At 64.9% G+C, this 17,477-nt stretch carries 17 protein-coding genes; 12 read left to right on the forward strand and 5 right to left on the reverse strand.

The features are described 5' to 3' along the window. Window positions 1–15: 15 nt before the first annotated feature. Window positions 16–762, forward strand: coding sequence for an SDR family oxidoreductase (locus tag ACEN98_RS23530; protein WP_413387346.1), 747 nt, complete (start codon window positions 16–18; stop codon window positions 760–762). Window positions 763–872: 110 nt separating this feature from the next. Here the strand turns inward: ACEN98_RS23530 and ACEN98_RS23535 are convergent, their stop codons facing one another. From ACEN98_RS23535 to xseA, 3 genes are all read right to left on the reverse strand, one after another. After that, window positions 873–1,559 carry a response regulator gene (locus tag ACEN98_RS23535; protein ID WP_413339682.1) on the reverse strand — a complete coding sequence of 229 codons (687 nt, stop codon included), beginning with the start codon at window positions 1,557–1,559 and terminating at the stop codon, window positions 873–875. 175 nt (window positions 1,560–1,734) lie between these two features. Continuing rightward, window positions 1,735–2,313 (reverse strand): superoxide dismutase, encoded by a 579-nt coding sequence (locus ACEN98_RS23540; RefSeq protein WP_413387347.1) that lies wholly within the window; start codon window positions 2,311–2,313, stop codon window positions 1,735–1,737. Between the two features lie 224 nt (window positions 2,314–2,537). Continuing rightward, window positions 2,538–3,899: an exodeoxyribonuclease VII large subunit gene (gene xseA, locus ACEN98_RS23545; RefSeq protein WP_413387348.1), complete on the reverse strand. Its 1,362-nt coding sequence runs from the start codon at window positions 3,897–3,899 to the stop codon at window positions 2,538–2,540. 1,187 nt (window positions 3,900–5,086) lie between these two features. Between xseA and ACEN98_RS23550 the strand changes: the two genes are divergently transcribed. The 7 genes from ACEN98_RS23550 (at window position 5,087) to ACEN98_RS23580 (ending at window position 11,473) form a co-directional block, all read left to right on the forward strand. Beyond that, window positions 5,087–5,692 carry a MotA/TolQ/ExbB proton channel family protein gene (locus ACEN98_RS23550; protein ID WP_056127000.1) on the forward strand — a complete coding sequence of 202 codons (606 nt, stop codon included), beginning with the start codon at window positions 5,087–5,089 and terminating at the stop codon, window positions 5,690–5,692. Continuing rightward, on the forward strand, window positions 5,692–6,144 hold the full coding sequence (locus ACEN98_RS23555; protein WP_056128306.1) for an ExbD/TolR family protein: 453 nt from the start codon (window positions 5,692–5,694) through the stop codon (window positions 6,142–6,144). Before ACEN98_RS23550 ends, ACEN98_RS23555 begins: the two co-directional genes overlap by 1 nt. Window positions 6,145–6,252: 108 nt before the next feature. After that, window positions 6,253–7,281 (forward strand): tetraacyldisaccharide 4'-kinase, encoded by a 1,029-nt coding sequence (lpxK, locus tag ACEN98_RS23560; protein WP_413387349.1) that lies wholly within the window; start codon window positions 6,253–6,255, stop codon window positions 7,279–7,281. Beyond that, complete coding sequence (locus ACEN98_RS23565; protein ID WP_081984107.1) at window positions 7,262–7,435, forward strand: Trm112 family protein; 174 nt, start codon at window positions 7,262–7,264, stop codon at window positions 7,433–7,435. Before lpxK ends, ACEN98_RS23565 begins: the two co-directional genes overlap by 20 nt. 16 nt (window positions 7,436–7,451) lie before the next feature. After that, window positions 7,452–8,204, forward strand: coding sequence for a 3-deoxy-manno-octulosonate cytidylyltransferase (kdsB, locus tag ACEN98_RS23570; protein ID WP_413387351.1), 753 nt, complete (start codon window positions 7,452–7,454; stop codon window positions 8,202–8,204). 192 nt (window positions 8,205–8,396) lie between these two features. Next, window positions 8,397–9,053 (forward strand): adenylate kinase, encoded by a 657-nt coding sequence (gene adk / locus ACEN98_RS23575; RefSeq protein WP_371758608.1) that lies wholly within the window; start codon window positions 8,397–8,399, stop codon window positions 9,051–9,053. A gap of 233 nt (window positions 9,054–9,286) precedes the next feature. Continuing rightward, window positions 9,287–11,473, forward strand: a complete 2,187-nt coding sequence (locus tag ACEN98_RS23580) for a sodium-translocating pyrophosphatase (protein WP_413387352.1) — start codon at window positions 9,287–9,289, stop codon at window positions 11,471–11,473. Here the strand turns inward: ACEN98_RS23580 and ACEN98_RS23585 are convergent. Next, entirely contained in the window at window positions 11,410–11,934 is a 525-nt protein-coding gene (locus tag ACEN98_RS23585) for a DsbA family protein (RefSeq protein WP_413387353.1), read from the reverse strand. The two genes, ACEN98_RS23580 and ACEN98_RS23585, sit on opposite strands and share 64 nt — an antisense overlap. 198 nt (window positions 11,935–12,132) lie before the next feature. On the opposite strand from ACEN98_RS23585, the gene ACEN98_RS23590 reads away from it, so the two are divergent. After that, entirely contained in the window at window positions 12,133–12,330 is a 198-nt protein-coding gene (locus ACEN98_RS23590) for a hypothetical protein (protein ID WP_413338446.1), read from the forward strand. A gap of 50 nt (window positions 12,331–12,380) precedes the next feature. Here the strand turns inward: ACEN98_RS23590 and ACEN98_RS23595 are convergent, their stop codons facing one another. Further along, window positions 12,381–13,679, reverse strand: a complete 1,299-nt coding sequence (locus ACEN98_RS23595; RefSeq protein ID WP_413387354.1) for an acetyl-CoA hydrolase/transferase family protein — start codon at window positions 13,677–13,679, stop codon at window positions 12,381–12,383. A gap of 156 nt (window positions 13,680–13,835) precedes the next feature. On the opposite strand from ACEN98_RS23595, the gene ACEN98_RS23600 reads away from it, so the two are divergent. The 3 genes from ACEN98_RS23600 (at window position 13,836) to ggt (ending at window position 17,181) form a co-directional block, all read left to right on the forward strand. Next, complete coding sequence (locus ACEN98_RS23600; protein ID WP_413387355.1) at window positions 13,836–14,438, forward strand: hypothetical protein; 603 nt, start codon at window positions 13,836–13,838, stop codon at window positions 14,436–14,438. Between the two features lie 105 nt (window positions 14,439–14,543). Continuing rightward, window positions 14,544–15,320 (forward strand): 3-hydroxyacyl-CoA dehydrogenase, encoded by a 777-nt coding sequence (locus ACEN98_RS23605; RefSeq protein ID WP_413387356.1) that lies wholly within the window; start codon window positions 14,544–14,546, stop codon window positions 15,318–15,320. Between the two features lie 52 nt (window positions 15,321–15,372). After that, window positions 15,373–17,181: a gamma-glutamyltransferase gene (gene ggt / locus ACEN98_RS23610; protein WP_413387357.1), complete on the forward strand. Its 1,809-nt coding sequence runs from the start codon at window positions 15,373–15,375 to the stop codon at window positions 17,179–17,181. The last annotated feature ends 296 nt before the right edge of the window (window positions 17,182–17,477 follow it).

Raw genomic sequence — 17,477 nt, forward strand, 5'->3', positions numbered from 1 at the left:
ACAACGAGGACGAGCATGGACAAGACAATCCTGATCACGGGCGCCAGCCGCGGCATCGGCGCCGCCTGCGCACTGCTGGCCGGGCGACGCGGCTATACGGTCTGCGTGAATTACCGGGAGAATGAAGCGGCGGCAAACGATGTCGTGCGCGCCATCGAAGCGGCCGGCGGCCACGCGTTCGCGGTGGCGGCCGACGTGGCAGACGAAGGCGACGTGGCGCGCCTGTTCGCCGCCATCGATGCGCGCTGCGGCCGGCTCGACGCCCTCGTCAACAATGCCGGCATCCTCGCGCGCCAGTCGCGGGTCGAACACATGGACGCCGCCCGCATCAACAGCATCCTCGCCACCAACGTCACAGGCAGCTTCCTGTGCGCGCGCGAAGCCGTGCGGCGCATGTCCACGAAGCACGGCGGCAACGGCGGGGCGATCGTGAATCTGTCGTCGCGCGCGGCCGTGCTCGGATCGGCCAACGAGTACGTCGATTACGCCGCGTCGAAGGCGGCCGTGGATGCGCTGACGATCGGGTTGGCCAAGGAAGTGGCGCAGGAGGGCATCCGCGTGAACGGCGTGCGGCCGGGGCTGATCGATACGGACATGCACGCCAGCGGCGGCGAGCCGGGGCGCATCCAGCGCCTGCAATCGTCCGTGCCGATGGCGCGGGGCGGCACGGCGGAAGAAGTCGCGGCTGCCGTGCTGTGGCTGCTGTCGGACGAGGCGTCGTATGCGACCGGCACGTTCATCGACGTGTCGGGCGGCCGCTGAGACGCCGGTTGGGCTTGCATTGACCGTCATTCCCGCGAAGGCGGGAATCCAAGTGCTGCATGCGTCGCGTTAACGCGTAAAGTGGGTCTCCGCCTCCGCGGGGACGACGTTCAGTTCCAGGCCGAGGGCGAGAACAGGTAACCCTCGCCCCATACCGTCTTGATTTTCTCGGACAGGTTGTCGTCGAACTTGCGGCGCAGCTTGGAGATGCAGTTGTCGATGCTGCGGTCGAGGCCGTCGAATTCGATGCCGCGCATCTTCTTGAGCAGTTCGTCGCGCGACAGCACGCGCCCGGCGGCCTCGGCCAGCACGAGCAGCAGCTTGTATTCGGTGTTGCTGAGCACGCACGGCTGGCCGCGCCACGTGACGCTGCGGTCGCTCGTCATGATGCGCAGCGCGCCGAACTCGAGCACGCGGGAATCCGTCGTCGTCTTCGTCTGCGTACGGCGCAGCAAGGCGCGCAGGCGCGCCAGCAGCACGCGCGGCTGCACGGGCTTGTTGACGAAGTCGTCCGCACCCTGTTCCAGGCCCGAGACTTCATCATAGGTATCTTCGCGCGCCGTGAGGATCAGGATCGGCACGTCCGATACGTCCCGGATCTGGCGGCACACGACCATGCCGTCCATGCCGGGGAGCATGAGGTCGAGCACGACGATGTCCGGCGCGGCCGTCTTGAAATGTTCCAGCGCGGCGTCGCCGCGCGTGACGAGGTCGACCGAGAATTCATAGCCGGACAGATATTCCGTCACCAGTTCCGCGAGGCGCGGATCGTCTTCCACCAACAGTACGCGATACATGATGTTCTCCTTGAGCCCGACATTTTATAAGAGTGGGCAAGGTTGGAGCATGTTTGGTGGGTCGTCATGACAAAAACGTACAGTTTCGCGACAAAGCTGTCGGCGACAGGCAAAAAAAGATCCGCCGCAGCGGATCCTTGCGCGCATGGCGGAGCAGGCTCCGCCAAGCAGGACATTACGCGAAGTTCTTGTTCACGAAGTCCCAGTTGACGACGTTCCACCATGCCTCGACGAACTTCGGACGGGCATTGCGGTAGTCGATGTAATAGGCGTGTTCCCAGACGTCGCAGGTCAGCAGGGCCACGTTCTCGGTGGTCAGCGGGGTGCCGGCGTTCGAGGTGTTGACGATGTCGACGGTGCCGTCGGTTTTCTTGACCAGCCAGGTCCAGCCCGAACCGAAGTTGCCGACGGCCGACTTCTGGAATTCTTCCTTGAACTTGTCGAACGAACCCCACTTGGCGTTGATCGCATCGGCGACCGGGCCGGTCGGCGCGCCGCCAGCGTTCGGAGCCATGCAGTTCCAGAAGAAGGTGTGGTTCCACACCTGGGCCGAGTTGTTGAAAATGCCGCCCTGCGATTTCTTGATGATCTCTTCCAGCGACAGGTTTTCGAACTCGGTGCCCTTGATCAGGTTGTTCAGGTTCGTGACGTAAGCCTGATGGTGCTTGCCGTAGTGGTATTCCAGCGTCTCGGCCGAGATGTGCGGCTGCAGGGCGTCCTTAGCGTACGGCAGTGGGGGCAGGGTATGTTCCATGTCTTGTTCCTTGGTAAGTTGACGGGAGAGCTCGATAAACCTGCTGCGCGTTGCATTGTTGGCCTGCGATGCTCGCTGTACATCACGTACAGCTGCGCTTCTCGGCCAACACTGCTGCCGCTCACTACGGTTTCTCGAGGTCTCGGTTTTGCTGCAATTCGGGCGCTTATTCTAAACCGGTTAGCTAAACGTTGCAGATATGACTTTGCGAATACACCAGATTGTCATTCGAGTAAGGCCTGTACGCCGGCGACACTGACCTCGGCACTGCCTTCCGCCAGGCGGATATGCAACACGTCGCGCGGCTTGATCTGGCCCGGCGCATGTAGAACTTTGCCTTTCGCGTTGCTGACGATCGCATAGCCGCGCTCCAGCGTCCGCTGCGGGTTCAGCAGTTCCAGTTGCGCCGCCAGGGCGTTCAATGCCTCGCGCCGCGCGCGCAACTGGTTGCCGACGCTGGCCACAAGATGGCGCCGGTCGGATTCCAGCCGCGTGCGCAGGCCGCTCCAGTCGGGGCGATGGCGGGCCCAGCGCTGCTGCAACTGCGCCAGCAGCACGCCGTGACGGTTCACCGGCGCGCGGACGGCATGCGTGAGACTGCTGGCCATGCCGAGAAGTTTCAGGCGCTGGTGCTGGATCTGGCTCGATGGGCTCAACAGGCGGCGCGACAGGTTGTCGAGGCCCTGGCTGGCGTCGGACAGGACGCGGTCCATCGCGCGGCGTAGGTCGCCCGCGTCCGCCTGCAGCGATGCGACCCAGTCCGCGCGCGCGGTGGCGGCGAGCTCGGCGGCGGCCGTCGGCGTGGCGGCGCGCAGGTCGGCGGCGAAGTCGGCGATGGTGAAATCCGTCTCGTGGCCCACGCCCGAGATCACGGGCATGCTGCACGCCGCGATCGCGCGCGCGACCGCTTCCTCGTTGAAGCTCCACAGGTCTTCGATCGAGCCGCCGCCGCGGCACACGATCAGCACGTCCACTTCGCGCCGGTGCGACGCGACCGCGATGGCTTCCGCGATCTTCTGCGCCGCCAGCTGGCCCTGCACGGGCGCCGGATACAGCACGATGTGCACGTGCGGCACGCGCCGCCTGAGGGCCGTCAGCACGTCGCGCAGCGCGGCCGCCTGCGGGCTCGTGACGATGCCCACCGTGCGCGCGAACAGCGGCAGCGGACGCTTGCGGCCTTCGTCGAACAGGCCCTCGGCCCCCAGCTTTTCCTTCAGGCGCATGAACGCTTCGTACAGCGCGCCCACGCCCGCGCGGCGGATCGCCTCCACGTTGATCTGGTAATCGCCGCGCGCGCCGTACAGCGTGACGAGGGCGCGCACCTCGACCTTATCGCCTTCGCGCGGGGTGAAGCCCGCGTACTGGGCACGGCCGCGGAACATGACGGCGCGCACCTGGGCCGCGTCGTCCTTCAAGGTGAAATACCAGTGGCCGCTGGCCGCGCGCGTGAAATTCGAGATCTCGCCGCCGATCCAGACGAGGGGAAAGGTGCGCTCCAGCAGGCGTGCCACCTGCTGGTTGAGGGCCGTGACGGTCAGTACGGGCGGGGCGGCGTAGGCGGGATCGGCGTCTTCGGTGGGGAACATAGGGTTGGGCTCGTTTGAACTGTCCACAAAAACATGGCTGCGCGAAGTGTAAGACACATCTGCTGTAAAACAACAGGTAGTTTTTGTAAACACCTGATTTTTATAGTAAAACGATGCTGCCTGATTTCGATGCAGCAACCAAATTACCTTACGGATCAATGGCTTGGGTGCATCTTGGGATACTTGGCCACAATCTTATCCACAGTTTATGTGTGAAAGTGGACAAGTCGGCGGTGCTTAAATATTCAGCTTGGATACATTTTTCCAAAGCAATCAAACACTTAGGGCGCTGTCCGAGGCCTTGCTCACACCGTTTTCCACAGTTTATGTGAACAGCCGCCCTTCGCGGCGCGTCGCGGGACCGGTTTTCCACTGCTTAAAAAATCTGCACGGCAAAAATACTGTTTAAATTCAAGGACTTTGTTTGCGATCAAGGATCTTGCTCACAATCTTTTCCACAAAATGTGTGAAGAAGACCGGTTGCGCCTGGACGCGACGATAACCTGGTGGCTGCGCGCAGGGAATAGCCGGCCGTCGAAGCGGTTTGCTGTGCACAAGTCGAAGATGCCTAAAAATTGGGCTTGGCTAAGAATGATGAGAAAAATCAAATAGTTAATAACCGATCGATGCGCTTGCTCACATCTTTTTCCACAGTTTGTGTGAAAAATCCTGCGGTTGGCGGTCGTGGCATGTGGACAAGCACCTGCTTAAAAAGCGGGCGACAGTTCTTTTCGTTTAAGAATCAAAGGCTTAAGGTTCGGTCTGTGCGCTTGCGCACAATTTTGTCCACAAAAAATGTGCAGAACGGCAGGGTAGAGCTAGACCTGTAGTCAAGCACAACCGTGCCTATTTTTTGGACTCGGGAATTTCTCTGATTAAAATCAAATACTTACCGTTGGGAAAGCTGATTCCTCACAAATTTATCCACAGAAATTGTGGGCAACTACATGCGTACAGACTCCTCGCTGGCCTGGCAAGTTCCTTCCGGGATACGCGCTCCGACCCTGCCAAGTTTTTATGCACGGAAAAATATCCCTTAAGAATCAAGCCACTTAGCGTCACTGGACGGTCTTGCGCACACTTTTATCCACAGAAAGTGTGCAGAACTCTACTTGCCGCAATCCGGGCAACACGTTACATTGCGCAACTAACTTGTTTCATTGTTTTTTACTTATCCAGGAGTTCCCTTGCTCGCCATTCTTCAAGCCGCCGGCTGGCCCATCTGGCTGTTGCTGATCGCCTCGATCATTGCCCTGGCCCTGATCATCGAGCGCCTGATCTACCTGCGCCGCGAAAAGATCCTGCCGCGCCAGCTGCTCGATGAAGTCATCCAGGTCTATCGCAGCGGCAAGGTCACTCCGGATATCGTCGACAAGCTACAAACGAATTCCCCGCTCGGCACGGTGCTGGCCGCCGCGCTGCGCAATGTCGACGCGCCGCGCGACGTGATGAAGGAATCGATCGAGGAAGCGGGCAGGGGCGTGGCCCACGTGCTGGAACGCTTCCTGACGACACTCGGCACGATCGCGTCGCTGGCACCGCTGATGGGCCTGTTCGGCACCGTGGTCGGCATGATCGAGATCTTCGGCGCGCAGAACGCGAGCGGCACCAATCCCGCCCAGCTGGCGCACGGTATCTCGGTGGCGCTGTACAACACGGGCTTCGGCCTGGCGATCGCGATGCCGGCCCTCGTGTTCTACCGCCACTTCCGCGCGCTGGTCGACAGCTTCATCATCGACATGGAACTGCAGGCCGTGAAATTCGTCGACGTCGTCCACGGTGCCCGCAAATGATCGACTTCCGCCGCGGCCGCAAACGCGAGGATCCGGAAATCAACCTGATCCCGTTCATCGACGTGCTGCTGGTCGTGCTGATCTTCCTGATGGTGACGACCACGTACAGCAAGTTCACCGAACTGCAGATCACGCTGCCGACGGCCGATGCCGAGAAGGCGATCGAGAAGCCGTTCGAGATCAACGTCACGGTCGACGCCAAGGGCAACTACACGGTGAACAACGTGCCGGTCGCGTTCCACGGCGTGGCGAGCCTCGCCGACGACCTGAAACGTGCGGCCAGCACCGGTCCGAACGGCCAGCCGCTGGCGGCGCCCGTGAAGGATCCCGTCATCATCGTCAACGCCGACCAGTTCGCGATGCACCAGATGGTCATCAACGTGCTGGAAGCGGCGCGCATGGCGGGGTACGACAAGCTGACGTTTGCGGCGCAGACGGGCGGGCAGAAGTAAGCAGAAAGCAGCGTCGCCCCCGCGCAGGCGCGGGCCTAATTTTGCCGGCGTATCGACAGCGCATGCAGAACTTGGGTCCCCGCCTTCGCGGGGACGACGGATCATCATATGGCATCTTCCCTCGAATCGACACTCACCCGCGCCTGGCTCCGGCGCGGGCCGCTCGCCATCGCCCTGTTGCCGCTCGCGCTGCTGCTGCGCGTGCTGGTTGCGTTGCGCGTCGCCCTGTACCGCATCGGCGTGCTGAAGGCCGGACGCCTGCCCGTGCCCGTCATCGTCGTCGGCAATATCTTCATCGGCGGCACGGGCAAGACCCCGCTGACGATCTGGCTGGCGCAGCAACTGCGCGCGGCCGGTATGCGGCCCGGCGTGATCTCGCGCGGCCACGGCGGAGCCGAAGAGGCACCCCGTGAAGTGCTGGCGGCGTCGCGTGCGCAGGATGTCGGCGACGAGCCCCTGCTGATCGCGGCGCGTGCCGGCTGCCCGGTCGTCGTCGGCCGCAAGCGCGTGGAAGCGGGGCGCCGTCTGCTGGACCTGCACCCCGACGTGGACGTGCTGATCACCGACGACGGCCTGCAACACTATGCGCTCGCGCGCGACGTGGAAATCATCCTGTTCGACGGCCGCGGCACCGGCAACGGCTGGACCCTGCCGGCCGGCCCGCTGCGCGAACCGCCGTCGCGCCGGCGCGATGTCACGGTCGTCAACGCGCCTGAGATCACGCCGGCGCTGGCCGCCGCGGTGGGCGGCGATCCCTGGCAGATGCGCCTCGCGGGCGACCACGCCGAGCGCCTGATGAACGCCGGTGAGCGCGTGCCGCTGGCTGCGCTGCGCGGGAAACGTGTGCTGGCGGCGGCCGGCATCGGCAATCCGGGGCGCTTTTTCGCGCTGCTGCGCGCCGCCGGCCTGGACGTCGCCGAGCTGCCGCTGCCCGACCATCACGACTTCCTCGACGACCCGTTCCGCGCCATCGACGCCGACGTCATCCTGGTGACGGAGAAGGATGCAGTAAAATGTCGGCAACTTGAAACAATCAACAACGACCCGCGCGTGTGGGTCGTGCCGGTCGGCGCGCAGATCGATGCCGCGCTGGCTGCCCAAATCGTGGAGAAATGTCGTGGACGCCCGACTGCTTGATATCCTGGTCTGCCCGCTGTGCAAGGGACCGCTCGAATATGACAAGAAAGCGCAGGAACTGATCTGCCGCCCGGACCGCCTCGCGTATCCGATCCGCGACGGCATTCCGATCATGTGGGCCGAAGAGGCGCGCAAGGTCGAGCCCGCGCTTTGACGCATTGGCTATTCCTGTGAGTTTCGTTGTCATCATCCCGGCACGCCTGGCGTCGACGCGGCTGCCGAACAAGCCGCTCGCGGACCTGGGCGGCAAGCCGATGGTCGTGCGCGTGGCCGAACGCGCACAGCAGTCGGGCGCGTCCCGCATCATCGTCGCCACCGACCACGCCGACATCGCCGCCGCCTGCGCCGCGCATGGCGTGGAAGCCTGCATGACGCGTTCGGATCACCCGTCCGGCACGGACCGCATCGCGGAAGTGGCGCACCTGCTCGGCCTCGCGCCGGATGCCGTCGTCGTCAACCTGCAGGGCGACGAACCGCTGATCGACCCCGCGCTGCTGGCCGCCTGCGCCGCGCGCATCGAAGCAAGCGTGCCGATGGCCACCTGCGCCCATCCGCTCTCCGACATCGCCGACGCCTTCAACCCGAACGTGGTGAAGGTCGTGCTGGACAAGCTCGGGCGCGCGCTGTACTTCTCGCGCGCCACGATCCCCTGGCACCGCGACGGCTTTGCCGCCACCCGCGAGCAACTGCCTGCTGGCTACGTACCCCTGCGCCACATCGGCCTGTATGCGTACAGCAATGCGTTCCTGCAACGCTACCCACAGCTGGAACCGTCGCCGCTCGAATCCATCGAAGCCCTGGAACAATTGCGCGTGCTGTGGCACGGCGTGCCGATCGCCGTGCACGTGACGGCCGAGGCGCCCCATGCGGGCGTCGACACGCCGGCCGACCTGGAGCGCGTGCGACTTTTCTACACGTCTTGATCCGCGTAGAAACTACTCTTCAGGCTGCTTGCGCCAGGTCAAACGGCTGAGAGATCGGCCGCCGTCAGTGGCGTTTGATGCTGCTTTTGTGGTAAGTTTCGTATCAGCTAGTCAGACATGCATCAATGCGGTTATCTGTTCCCAAACTAACCGCATCTACAAGAATTATTAAATACCTTTAGGAATCCCTTCATGCGTCTCATTTTGTTAGGAGCCCCCGGCGCCGGTAAAGGCACCCAGGCGAACTTCATCAAAGAAAAATACAACATCCCCCAAATCTCTACCGGCGACATGCTGCGTGCGGCCATCAAGGCCGGCACCGAGCTGGGCCTGGCTGCGAAAAAAGTGATGGATGCGGGCCAGCTGGTGTCGGACGACATCATCATCGGCCTGGTGAAGGAGCGCCTGAAGGAATCCGACTGCGCCAACGGCTACCTGTTCGACGGCTTCCCGCGCACGATCGCGCAGGCCGACGCCATGAAGGACAGCGGTGTGAAGATCGATTACGTGCTGGAAATCGACGTGCCCGACGAACTGATCGTCGAACGCATGAGCGGTCGCCGCAGCCACCCGGCATCGGGCCGCGTCTACCACGTGAAGTTCAACCCGCCGAAGGTCGAAGGCAAGGATGACGTGACGGGCGAACCGCTGGTCCAGCGCGACGACGACACGGAAGAAACGGTCAAGAAACGCCTGGCCGTGTACCACAACCAGACCGAAGTCCTGCTCGGCTATTACAACAAGTGGGCCGAATCGGGCCTGCCGGGCGCGCCGAAGTACCGCAAGATCTCGGGCGTCGGCCCGGTCGAACAGGTGCGCGACGCCGCATTCGCGGCACTCGCAGGCTGAGCGCCAGGGCGGCGCAAGCCGCTCTTTTTGGCTCCGGATGACTAATGCCATCCGTCCAGGTTTTTAGATCAAAGTTTTGTCGCACGCTTGTGCGGCGAATGCAGCAAGGTTGGCCGTACCGCAGATCAGCTCAACGTAGCTCAACGTAGCTCAACGTAGCTCAACGTAGCTCAACTAAGCGCACGCGGCCTTTCGACTCTGTGGTGGTTTGATCGAAGAACGAGGGGGACGACATGGCATCCGCGCAGCTCATCTTCGCCGTCGCGTGCGGCGTCATCGCGGTATTCTACGGCTTGTGGTCGCGCAGTTGGGTCCTGCACCAGGATCCCGGCAACGGCCGCATGCAGGAAATCTCGCTGGCCATCCAGCAGGGGGCGTCGGCCTACCTGGCGCGCCAGTACCGCACCATCGGCATCGTGGGCGTCGTCCTGCTGATCGCCATCTACTTCCTGCTCGGCGCGGCCACCGCGGGCGGCTTCCTGGCCGGCGCGGTGCTGTCCGGGGCCTGCGGCTTCATTGGCATGAACGTGTCCGTCCGCGCCAACGTGCGCACGGCGCAGGCGGCGGCGACCGGGCTCGACCAGGCGCTGAACGTCGCCTTCCGCGGCGGTGCGATCACGGGCATGCTCGTGGTCGGGCTGGGCCTGCTGGGTGTGGCGCTGTTCTATTGGATCCTGATGCTGCGCGCCGACGCTGCCCTCACGCAGCATGAGGTCATCCAGCCGCTCGTGGGCCTCGCATTCGGCGCGTCGCTCATTTCGATTTTCGCACGCCTGGGCGGCGGCATTTTCACGAAGGGCGCGGACGTCGGCGCCGACCTCGTCGGCAAGGTCGAGGCCGGCATTCCCGAGGACGATCCGCGCAATCCCGCCGTCATCGCCGACAACGTGGGCGACAACGTCGGCGATTGCGCCGGCATGGCGGCCGACCTGTTCGAAACGTACGTCGTCACGCTGGTCGCCACGATGCTGCTCGGTGCGCTGGTGATCCCCGGGATGGGCGGCACCGGCACCGTGTATCCGCTGCTGCTGGGCGGGATCTCCATCCTCGCGTCCATCGTCGGCTGCTCGCTCGTGAAGAACCATCCGGGCCACAAGATCATGTACGCGCTGTACACGGGGCTGTGGTGGTCGGCCGCGCTGTCGCTGATCGGGTTCGCCGCCGTCACGTGGCTCGTGTGGCCGGACGATGCGATGCGCTGGCGCATGCTGGGCTGCGCCACGGTCGGCATCGCGCTCACGGGCCTGATGGTCTACATCACCGAGTACTACACGGCCACGGAGTTCGCCCCCGTGCGGCACATCGCGGAAGCGTCGACGACGGGCCACGGCACCAACATCATCGCGGGGCTGGGCGTGTCGATGAAGTCCACCGCGTATCCCGTGCTGGTCGTGTGCATCGCCATCCTCGTCGCGTTCCAGCTGGGCGGCCTGTACGGCATCGCGATCGCGGCCACCGCCATGCTGTCGATGGCCGGCATCATCGTCGCGCTGGATGCCTACGGCCCGATCACCGACAACGCCGGCGGCATCGCCGAGATGAGCGGCATGCCGGACCAGGTGCGCGCCGTGACCGACCCGCTGGACGCCGTGGGCAACACGACGAAGGCCGTCACCAAGGGGTACGCCATCGGCTCCGCGGGGCTGGCGGCCCTCGTGCTGTTCGCCGACTACACGCATGCGCTGGAGGCGCACGGCACACATATCGCGTTCGAGCTGTCGAATCCGATGGTGATCGTGGGCCTGTTCATCGGCGGCCTCGTGCCCTATCTGTTCGGCGCGCTGGCGATGGAAGCGGTGGGGCGGGCGGCGGGCGCCGTCGTGATCGAGGTGCGGCGCCAGTTCCGCGACATCGTCGGCATCATGACGGGCGCCGGCAAGCCGGAATACGACAAGGCCGTCGACATGCTGACGGCGTCCGCGATCCGCGAAATGGTGCTGCCGTCCCTGCTGCCCGTGATCGTGCCGATCCTCGTCGGCATGCTGCTGGGGCCCGCGGCGCTGGGCGGCATGCTGATGGGGACGATCGTGACCGGACTCTTCGTCGCGATCTCGATGACGACGGGCGGCGGTGCCTGGGACAACGCCAAGAAATATATCGAGGACAACCACTACGGTGGCAAGGGCTCCGATGCGCACAAGGCGGCCGTCACGGGCGACACGGTGGGCGATCCGTACAAGGACACGGCCGGGCCGGCCGTGAATCCGCTCATCAAGATCATCAACATCGTGGCGCTGCTGCTCGTGCCGCTGTTGCCGGCCGGCGGCTGGCTGGCCGTGTCGGAACCGCAGGCGCTGTACGGCAAACCCGCCGCGACCGTGCAGGCACCCGCAGGGGCAGCCTCGAAAGCAGCGGTTCAGCGCCCGAGTGCTTCGCTGAGCGCACTTTCCAGCGATGCGCGGTCCGAATCGCCGCGGTAGCGTACGCCGTTGATGAACAAGGTCGGGGTGCCGGTCGCGCCGTCGTGGTGGGCGCGTTCGGCATCCGCTTGCACGCGTGCGCGGTGGCGGCGCTCCAGGACCTCGGTGCGGAAGCGCTCGATGTCGAGATCGAGGCTTTCCGCCAGCACGGCGAGATCCTGCTTGTCGAACACCTGGCGCTGCTGTTCGTACAGCGCGTCGTGCATGTCCCAGAACCGGTCCTGGCTGCTGGCGGCCTCGGCCGCTTCCGCCGCCAGTTCGGCGAGCGGGTGCAGGTGCGCCAGCGGCAGGTGGCGGTAGACCAGGCGGATGCCGCCGAACCGCTCGTCCAGGTCGCGCAGCGCGACGTGGGCGCGCGCGCTGTACGGGCACTGGAAGTCCGCGTATTCGATCACCGTCAGCGCCGCATCCGCCGGGCCGCGCACGTGTTCGTCGTTGCCGATCTCGTCAACTCGTTTCATACATGTCTCCTGGTCGCGTCGAGGCGCCATCATGCCACGGCATGGGGGATTGTGTAGTAAATTTTCACCCGGAAAGAAGATAGGTGTAAAAACAAAACAGATGGCGACGAGTTAGCCTCCGTTGCGGTACAGTAGCGTCATCAGCGGTTTTGTTTATTGAACAAGCCGCGCCAGCTTACTAACCAAATGGAGAAAACCATGACGACCAATCTGCGAGGAAAGGGCGTAACCGACGCCCTCGGCCTTGAGCCCACCGACGCACCGCGCCAGGACAGCATGCAGCAGGCCGACGTTGCCGAACGCGCCGAACTGCAGCGCGCGCTGCTGGTCTACGGCATGGCCGGCGCGCTCGGCGCCGGGCAGGCCCGCGGCGCCATCGGCGAACTGCCCAACTGACCGGTAACGCCGGTCACACGAACGGGACCCGCGCGGTCCCGTTTTTCATTTCAGAACACGCACATGCGGTCCGCTTCCTCGCGCAGCCACGGCCGGAAGTCCGGATGGGCGATCCCGATCAGCGCCTGCGCGCGCTGCTTCGCCGACTTGCCGCGCAATTGCGCCACGCCCCATTCCGTGACGACATAGTTGACGTCGTTCTTGCTGGTGGTGGCGTGCGTGCCGGGCGACAGGGTCGGCACGATGCGCGAGACCGTGCCGTCCTTCGCCGTGGACGGCAGCACGATGAACGACTTGCCGCCGCGCGAACGGTTCGCGGCGCGCACGAAATCGACCTGGCCGCCCGTGCCGGAATAGGGCAGGTGCCCGATGCTTTCGCTGCCGCACTGGCCGAGCAGGTCGACCTGCAGGCTGGCGTTGATCGACACGAGCTTGTCGTTCTGCCCCGCGACATACGGATCGTTCGTGAAGTTCGACGGATGCATCTCCAGCATCGGATTGTGGTGCATAAATTCGTACAGGCGGCGCGAGCCGAGCGCGAACGTCGCTACCATCTTGCCCGGCAACAGGGTCTTGCGGCGGTTGTTGACGGCGCCCGCTTCCACGAGCCGTAAAATGCCGTCGCCGATCATCTCCGTGTGGATGCCGAGGTCGCGCTTGTCGGTCAACTGCATGACGACGGCGTCCGGAATGCCGCCGTAGCCGATCTGCAGGGTGGAACCGTCTTCGATGTGCTCGGCCACGAGACGGCCGATCGCTTCCTGCACGGGACCGATGTGGGGCAGGCCCACTTCCATGATCGGGTCTTCGCTTTCGACCAGCGCCGTCACCTGCGAGATGTGCACGTGGCACTGGCCGTGCGTGAACGGGACGTGCGGATTCACTTCCAGCACGACGGCGCGCGCCCTGGCGACGGCGGCCATCGTGTAATCGGTGCCGAGACTGAGGGCGAAGTTGCCGGAGGCGCTCATCGGCGACGCCATCGCGAACACGACGTCGGATGGCATCAGGCCCCGTTCGATCAGCATCGGGATCTCGGAAAAATAATTCGGGATGAAGTCGCACCAGCCGCCCTGGCCGCCCGCGCGCGACGCGCCGCCGAAGAACAGCGCCGCGTGGCGCACGTGCGGCCGGCATTCGGGCGCGAAGTAGCCGTATTTGCGCATCGCGAGGATCTGCGCCACCTGGACGTCGTGGAAGCCCCGGCATTCCTGCGACAGCGCGTGCAGCAGGGTGGGCGGTTCGCCGACGCCGGTCGGGACGACGATCATGTCGCCATCACGGACGTGGTTGAGGGCATCGAAGGCACTGCCGCGTTTGGCGCGATACATCTCCTGCAGGGTCTGCATGGTCGTCTCCTGTCGTTTTTGTTTGAAAAACATGCATCGTGGCAGCTTGACAGCGTGGCGCAGGAAACTGACGCTCACCTGACACCCATCCGACGCACAGCAGCGCGCCGGCAAGGCGCCGTGCGGCCGATAATGGAACGCGAGGAGCGACCCATCATGGAACCGAAACGATATGTACTGACTGCATGCGTGCTGCTGGCGTGGTCGTGCATGGCGCACGCGCAGAACCAGGTCCAGCGTACGGAGCAGGCCAACCGCGACGCCGCCGTGGCCGATGAAGCGAGCACGGCCAAGCCGGCGCGCACGCCGCCGCCGGCGCCGCTGAGCTATGGCCCCGTGCTGAATCCGCGTGCGCAGCAGGGCGCCGACGCCGTCCGCAAGGACCCGGCCGAGGTGCACGACGAAGCGGATACGCTGGCCCGCCAGGCCCAGCCGCAAGACAAGCAACTCACCGACAAGCAGATCGAGGAATTGCGCCGCCGCGCCGCGCGCCGCCACCCGGCCTGGCAGGGAGAAGGCGCGATGGCGCCGCGGCCGCTGCGGTCCGGCGCGACACCGCCCGCGACGGCCTCCGTACCGATTCCGCCGCCCGCGACGGCGCCGCAGCCCACCGTGCCCAGCACCAGCGTCATCCGCGGCTGCCAAGGCATCGTTTGCACGGATGGGGCCGGCAATACCTTCAACGCGGGCGGCAATGCCGGCGTCAGCAGCACGGGCCGCGCTTGTGCGCGGAACGGGACCACCGTCACATGTTTTTGACGTGTTTGCCCAACCCCGCTAGAATCCGCTGGTTGACGTTTACGTAAACGGAAATAAGCGGAAAATAAGCGGAAATTAACGCGGAACATATCGAAAGGGAGACAGATGCAAATCCAGAATAACGTGTTCATCGTGACGGGCGGCGCCTCGGGCCTGGGCGCGGCCACCGCGCGCACCATCGTCGAGGCGGGCGGCAAGGTCGTGCTGGCCGACGTGCAACAGGAAGCCGGCGCGGCGCTGGCCGCCGAGCTCGGTGCTCGGTTTCCCGGTTCTGCACGTTTCGTGGCATGCGACGTGACGTCGGAAGCGGACGGCCAGGCCGTCGTGGCGGCGGCGCTCGAACTGGGCAGCCTGCGCGGCCTCGTCAACTGCGCCGGCGTCGCACCGGCCATCAAGACGGTCGGCAAGGACGGCCCGCATCCGCTGGACGCGTTCCAGCGCGCCATCAACATCAACCTCGTCGGCACCTTCAACATGTGCCGCCTGGCGGCCGATGCGATGGGCAAGGAAGAGGGGCTGGAACACGGCGAGCGCGGCGTGATCGTCAACACGGCGTCCGTCGCCGCGTTCGACGGCCAGATCGGCCAGGCGGCATACGGCGCATCGAAGGCGGGTGTGGCCGGCATGACCTTGCCGATGGCGCGCGACCTGTCGCGCAGCGGCATCCGCGTGATGACGATCGCACCGGGCATCTTCGAGACGCCGATGCTGATGGGCATGCCGCAGGAAGTGCGCGATTCGCTGGGCAAGATGGTCCCGTTCCCGCCGCGCCTCGGCATGCCGCGCGAGTACGCGCACCTGGCGAAGACCATCATCGAGAACGTCATGCTGAATGGCGAGACGATCCGCCTGGACGGCGCCATCCGCATGCAGCCGAAGTGAGCCCTTGAGCGATTTCGGGTACGATGCCCTCTGGTATTCCCGGAGAAATCGTATGACGAAGAAGTTGCTCGCCCCGAAGTTAATAGCTCTCCTTCTGGGCGGTGTGTTGACCGCCGCCCTGAACCCCGTCGCTGCATTCGCCCAGGATGCTTCGGCGCTGCAGCAGTCCCCCGAGGCCGCCAGCGGCTATACCGAGAAGGCCGGCTGGACCGCCCGCAAGTACATGGTGGCGGCGGCGAATCCGCTGGCCGTCGAAGCGGGCTACGAGATGCTGAAACAGGGCGGCACGGCGATCGACGCCGCCATCGCGACGCAGCTGGTGCTCACGCTCGTCGAGCCGCAATCGTCCGGCATCGGCGGCGGCGCGTTCCTGATGTATTACGACGGCAAGAAGGTGCAGGCGTTCGACGGCCGCGAGACGGCGCCGTCGAAGGCGGACGAGCATCTGTTCCAGCATGCGGACGGTACGCCGATGTCGCGGGCCGAAGGCATCGTGGGCGGCCGTTCGACGGGTGCGCCGGGCGTGCTGCGCATGCTGGCGCTGGCCCATCGCCAGCACGGCAAGCTGGCGTGGAAGACGCTGTTCCAGCCCGCGATCCGCCTGTCCGAGCAAGGCTTCGCGGTGAGCCCGCGCCTGAACAGCCTGCTGGCCGAGGACCGCTATCTGCGCAAGGATCCGACCGCGCGCGCCTACTTCTATGCGCCGGACGGCAAGCCCTGGCCCGTCGGCCACGTGCTGAAGAATCCCGAGCTGGCGCGCACCCTGCGCGAACTGGCCGCCGGCGGCGCCGAGGTGTTTTATACGGGCCGCATCGCGCGCGATATCGAGGCGAAGGTCAAGAGCCACCCGACCAATCCCGGCCTGCTGACCGCAGCCGACATCGCCGCGTATCAGCCCAAGCTGCGCGAGCCGGTCTGCAACGACTACCGCGCGTACACGGTGTGCGGCATGCCGCCGCCGTCGTCGGGCGGGATCGCCGTCGCGCAGATGCTCGGCATGTTCGAGACGCGCGACATGAAGGCGCTGGCGCCCGCGAACGGCATCCCGGGCGCGGACGCCGTGCACGTGTTCTCGGAAGTGGGCCGCCTCGCGTATGCGGATCGCGACCGCTACGCCGCCGACACGGATTTCGTCCCGCTGCCGGGCCGCGGCATCCCCGCGCTGCTCGACAAGGCCTATCTGTCGCAGCGCGCGAGCCTCGTCAAGCAGCGGTCGATGGGCAAGGCGCAAGCCGGCCATCCGCCGGGCGTGGAGACGGCGTGGCACTGGGGCCTGGACAATTCGATCGAGGCGCATTCGACGTCGCACATCGTCGCCGTCGATCCGTATGGCGCGGGCCTGTCGATGACGACGAGCGTCGAGGACGCGTTCGGCTCGCGCCAGATGGTCGACGGCTTCATCCTCAACAACCAGCTCACCGATTTCTCGTTCGATTCGCGCGATGCGAACGGGCCGATCGCCAACCGCGTGGAACCTGGCAAGCGCCCGCGCAGCGCGATGAGCCCCACGATCGTGTTCGACAAGAAGACGGGCAGATTCGTCGAGGCGGTCGGTTCGCCGGGCGGTCCGCTGATCATCAATTACGTGGCCAAGGTCCTCGTCGGCACGCTCGACTGGGGCCTCGACATGCAGCAGGCGATCTCGCTGCCGAACTTCGGCAGCCGCAACGGCCCGACCGAGCTGGAGGCCGGGCGCTTCCCGCTGTCCGAGGTGAAGGCCCTTCAAGCGCGCGGCCATGACGTGCGCGTGTTCGAGCAGACGTCCGGCCTGCAGGGCATTGCACGCATGGAGATCCACGGCGTTCCCTTGTGGTTTGGCGGTGCCGACCCACGCAGGGAAGGTGTGGCAAAAGGCGATTGAACGTTCGCGTGGGCGGGGGCCGCCCACCCTACGATGATTGCGTTTGCCGTGGGGTGTGGGCACCCGTGTCCACGCGAACCACGATGATTGCGTTTGCCGTGGGGCGGGCACCCGTGTCCACGCGAGCGCCAGCAGTTGCCGTAGGGTGGGCACCCCGTGCCCACGCGAGCGCCAGCAGCGAGCGCCAGCCGGTTGTGGAACGTTTTGATTGTTTGTCGAGGCCGCAAAACAACGAAGTGTTTGTCGAAGTGCTATTTATTCAACGCAAGTTAAGCAGAGTTTGCTAATCTTGCTCT

The sequence above is a fragment of the Massilia sp. CT11-137 genome, assembly GCF_047302885.1.
GTDB classification, from domain to species: Bacteria; Pseudomonadota; Gammaproteobacteria; order Burkholderiales; family Burkholderiaceae_D; genus Telluria; species Telluria orientalis.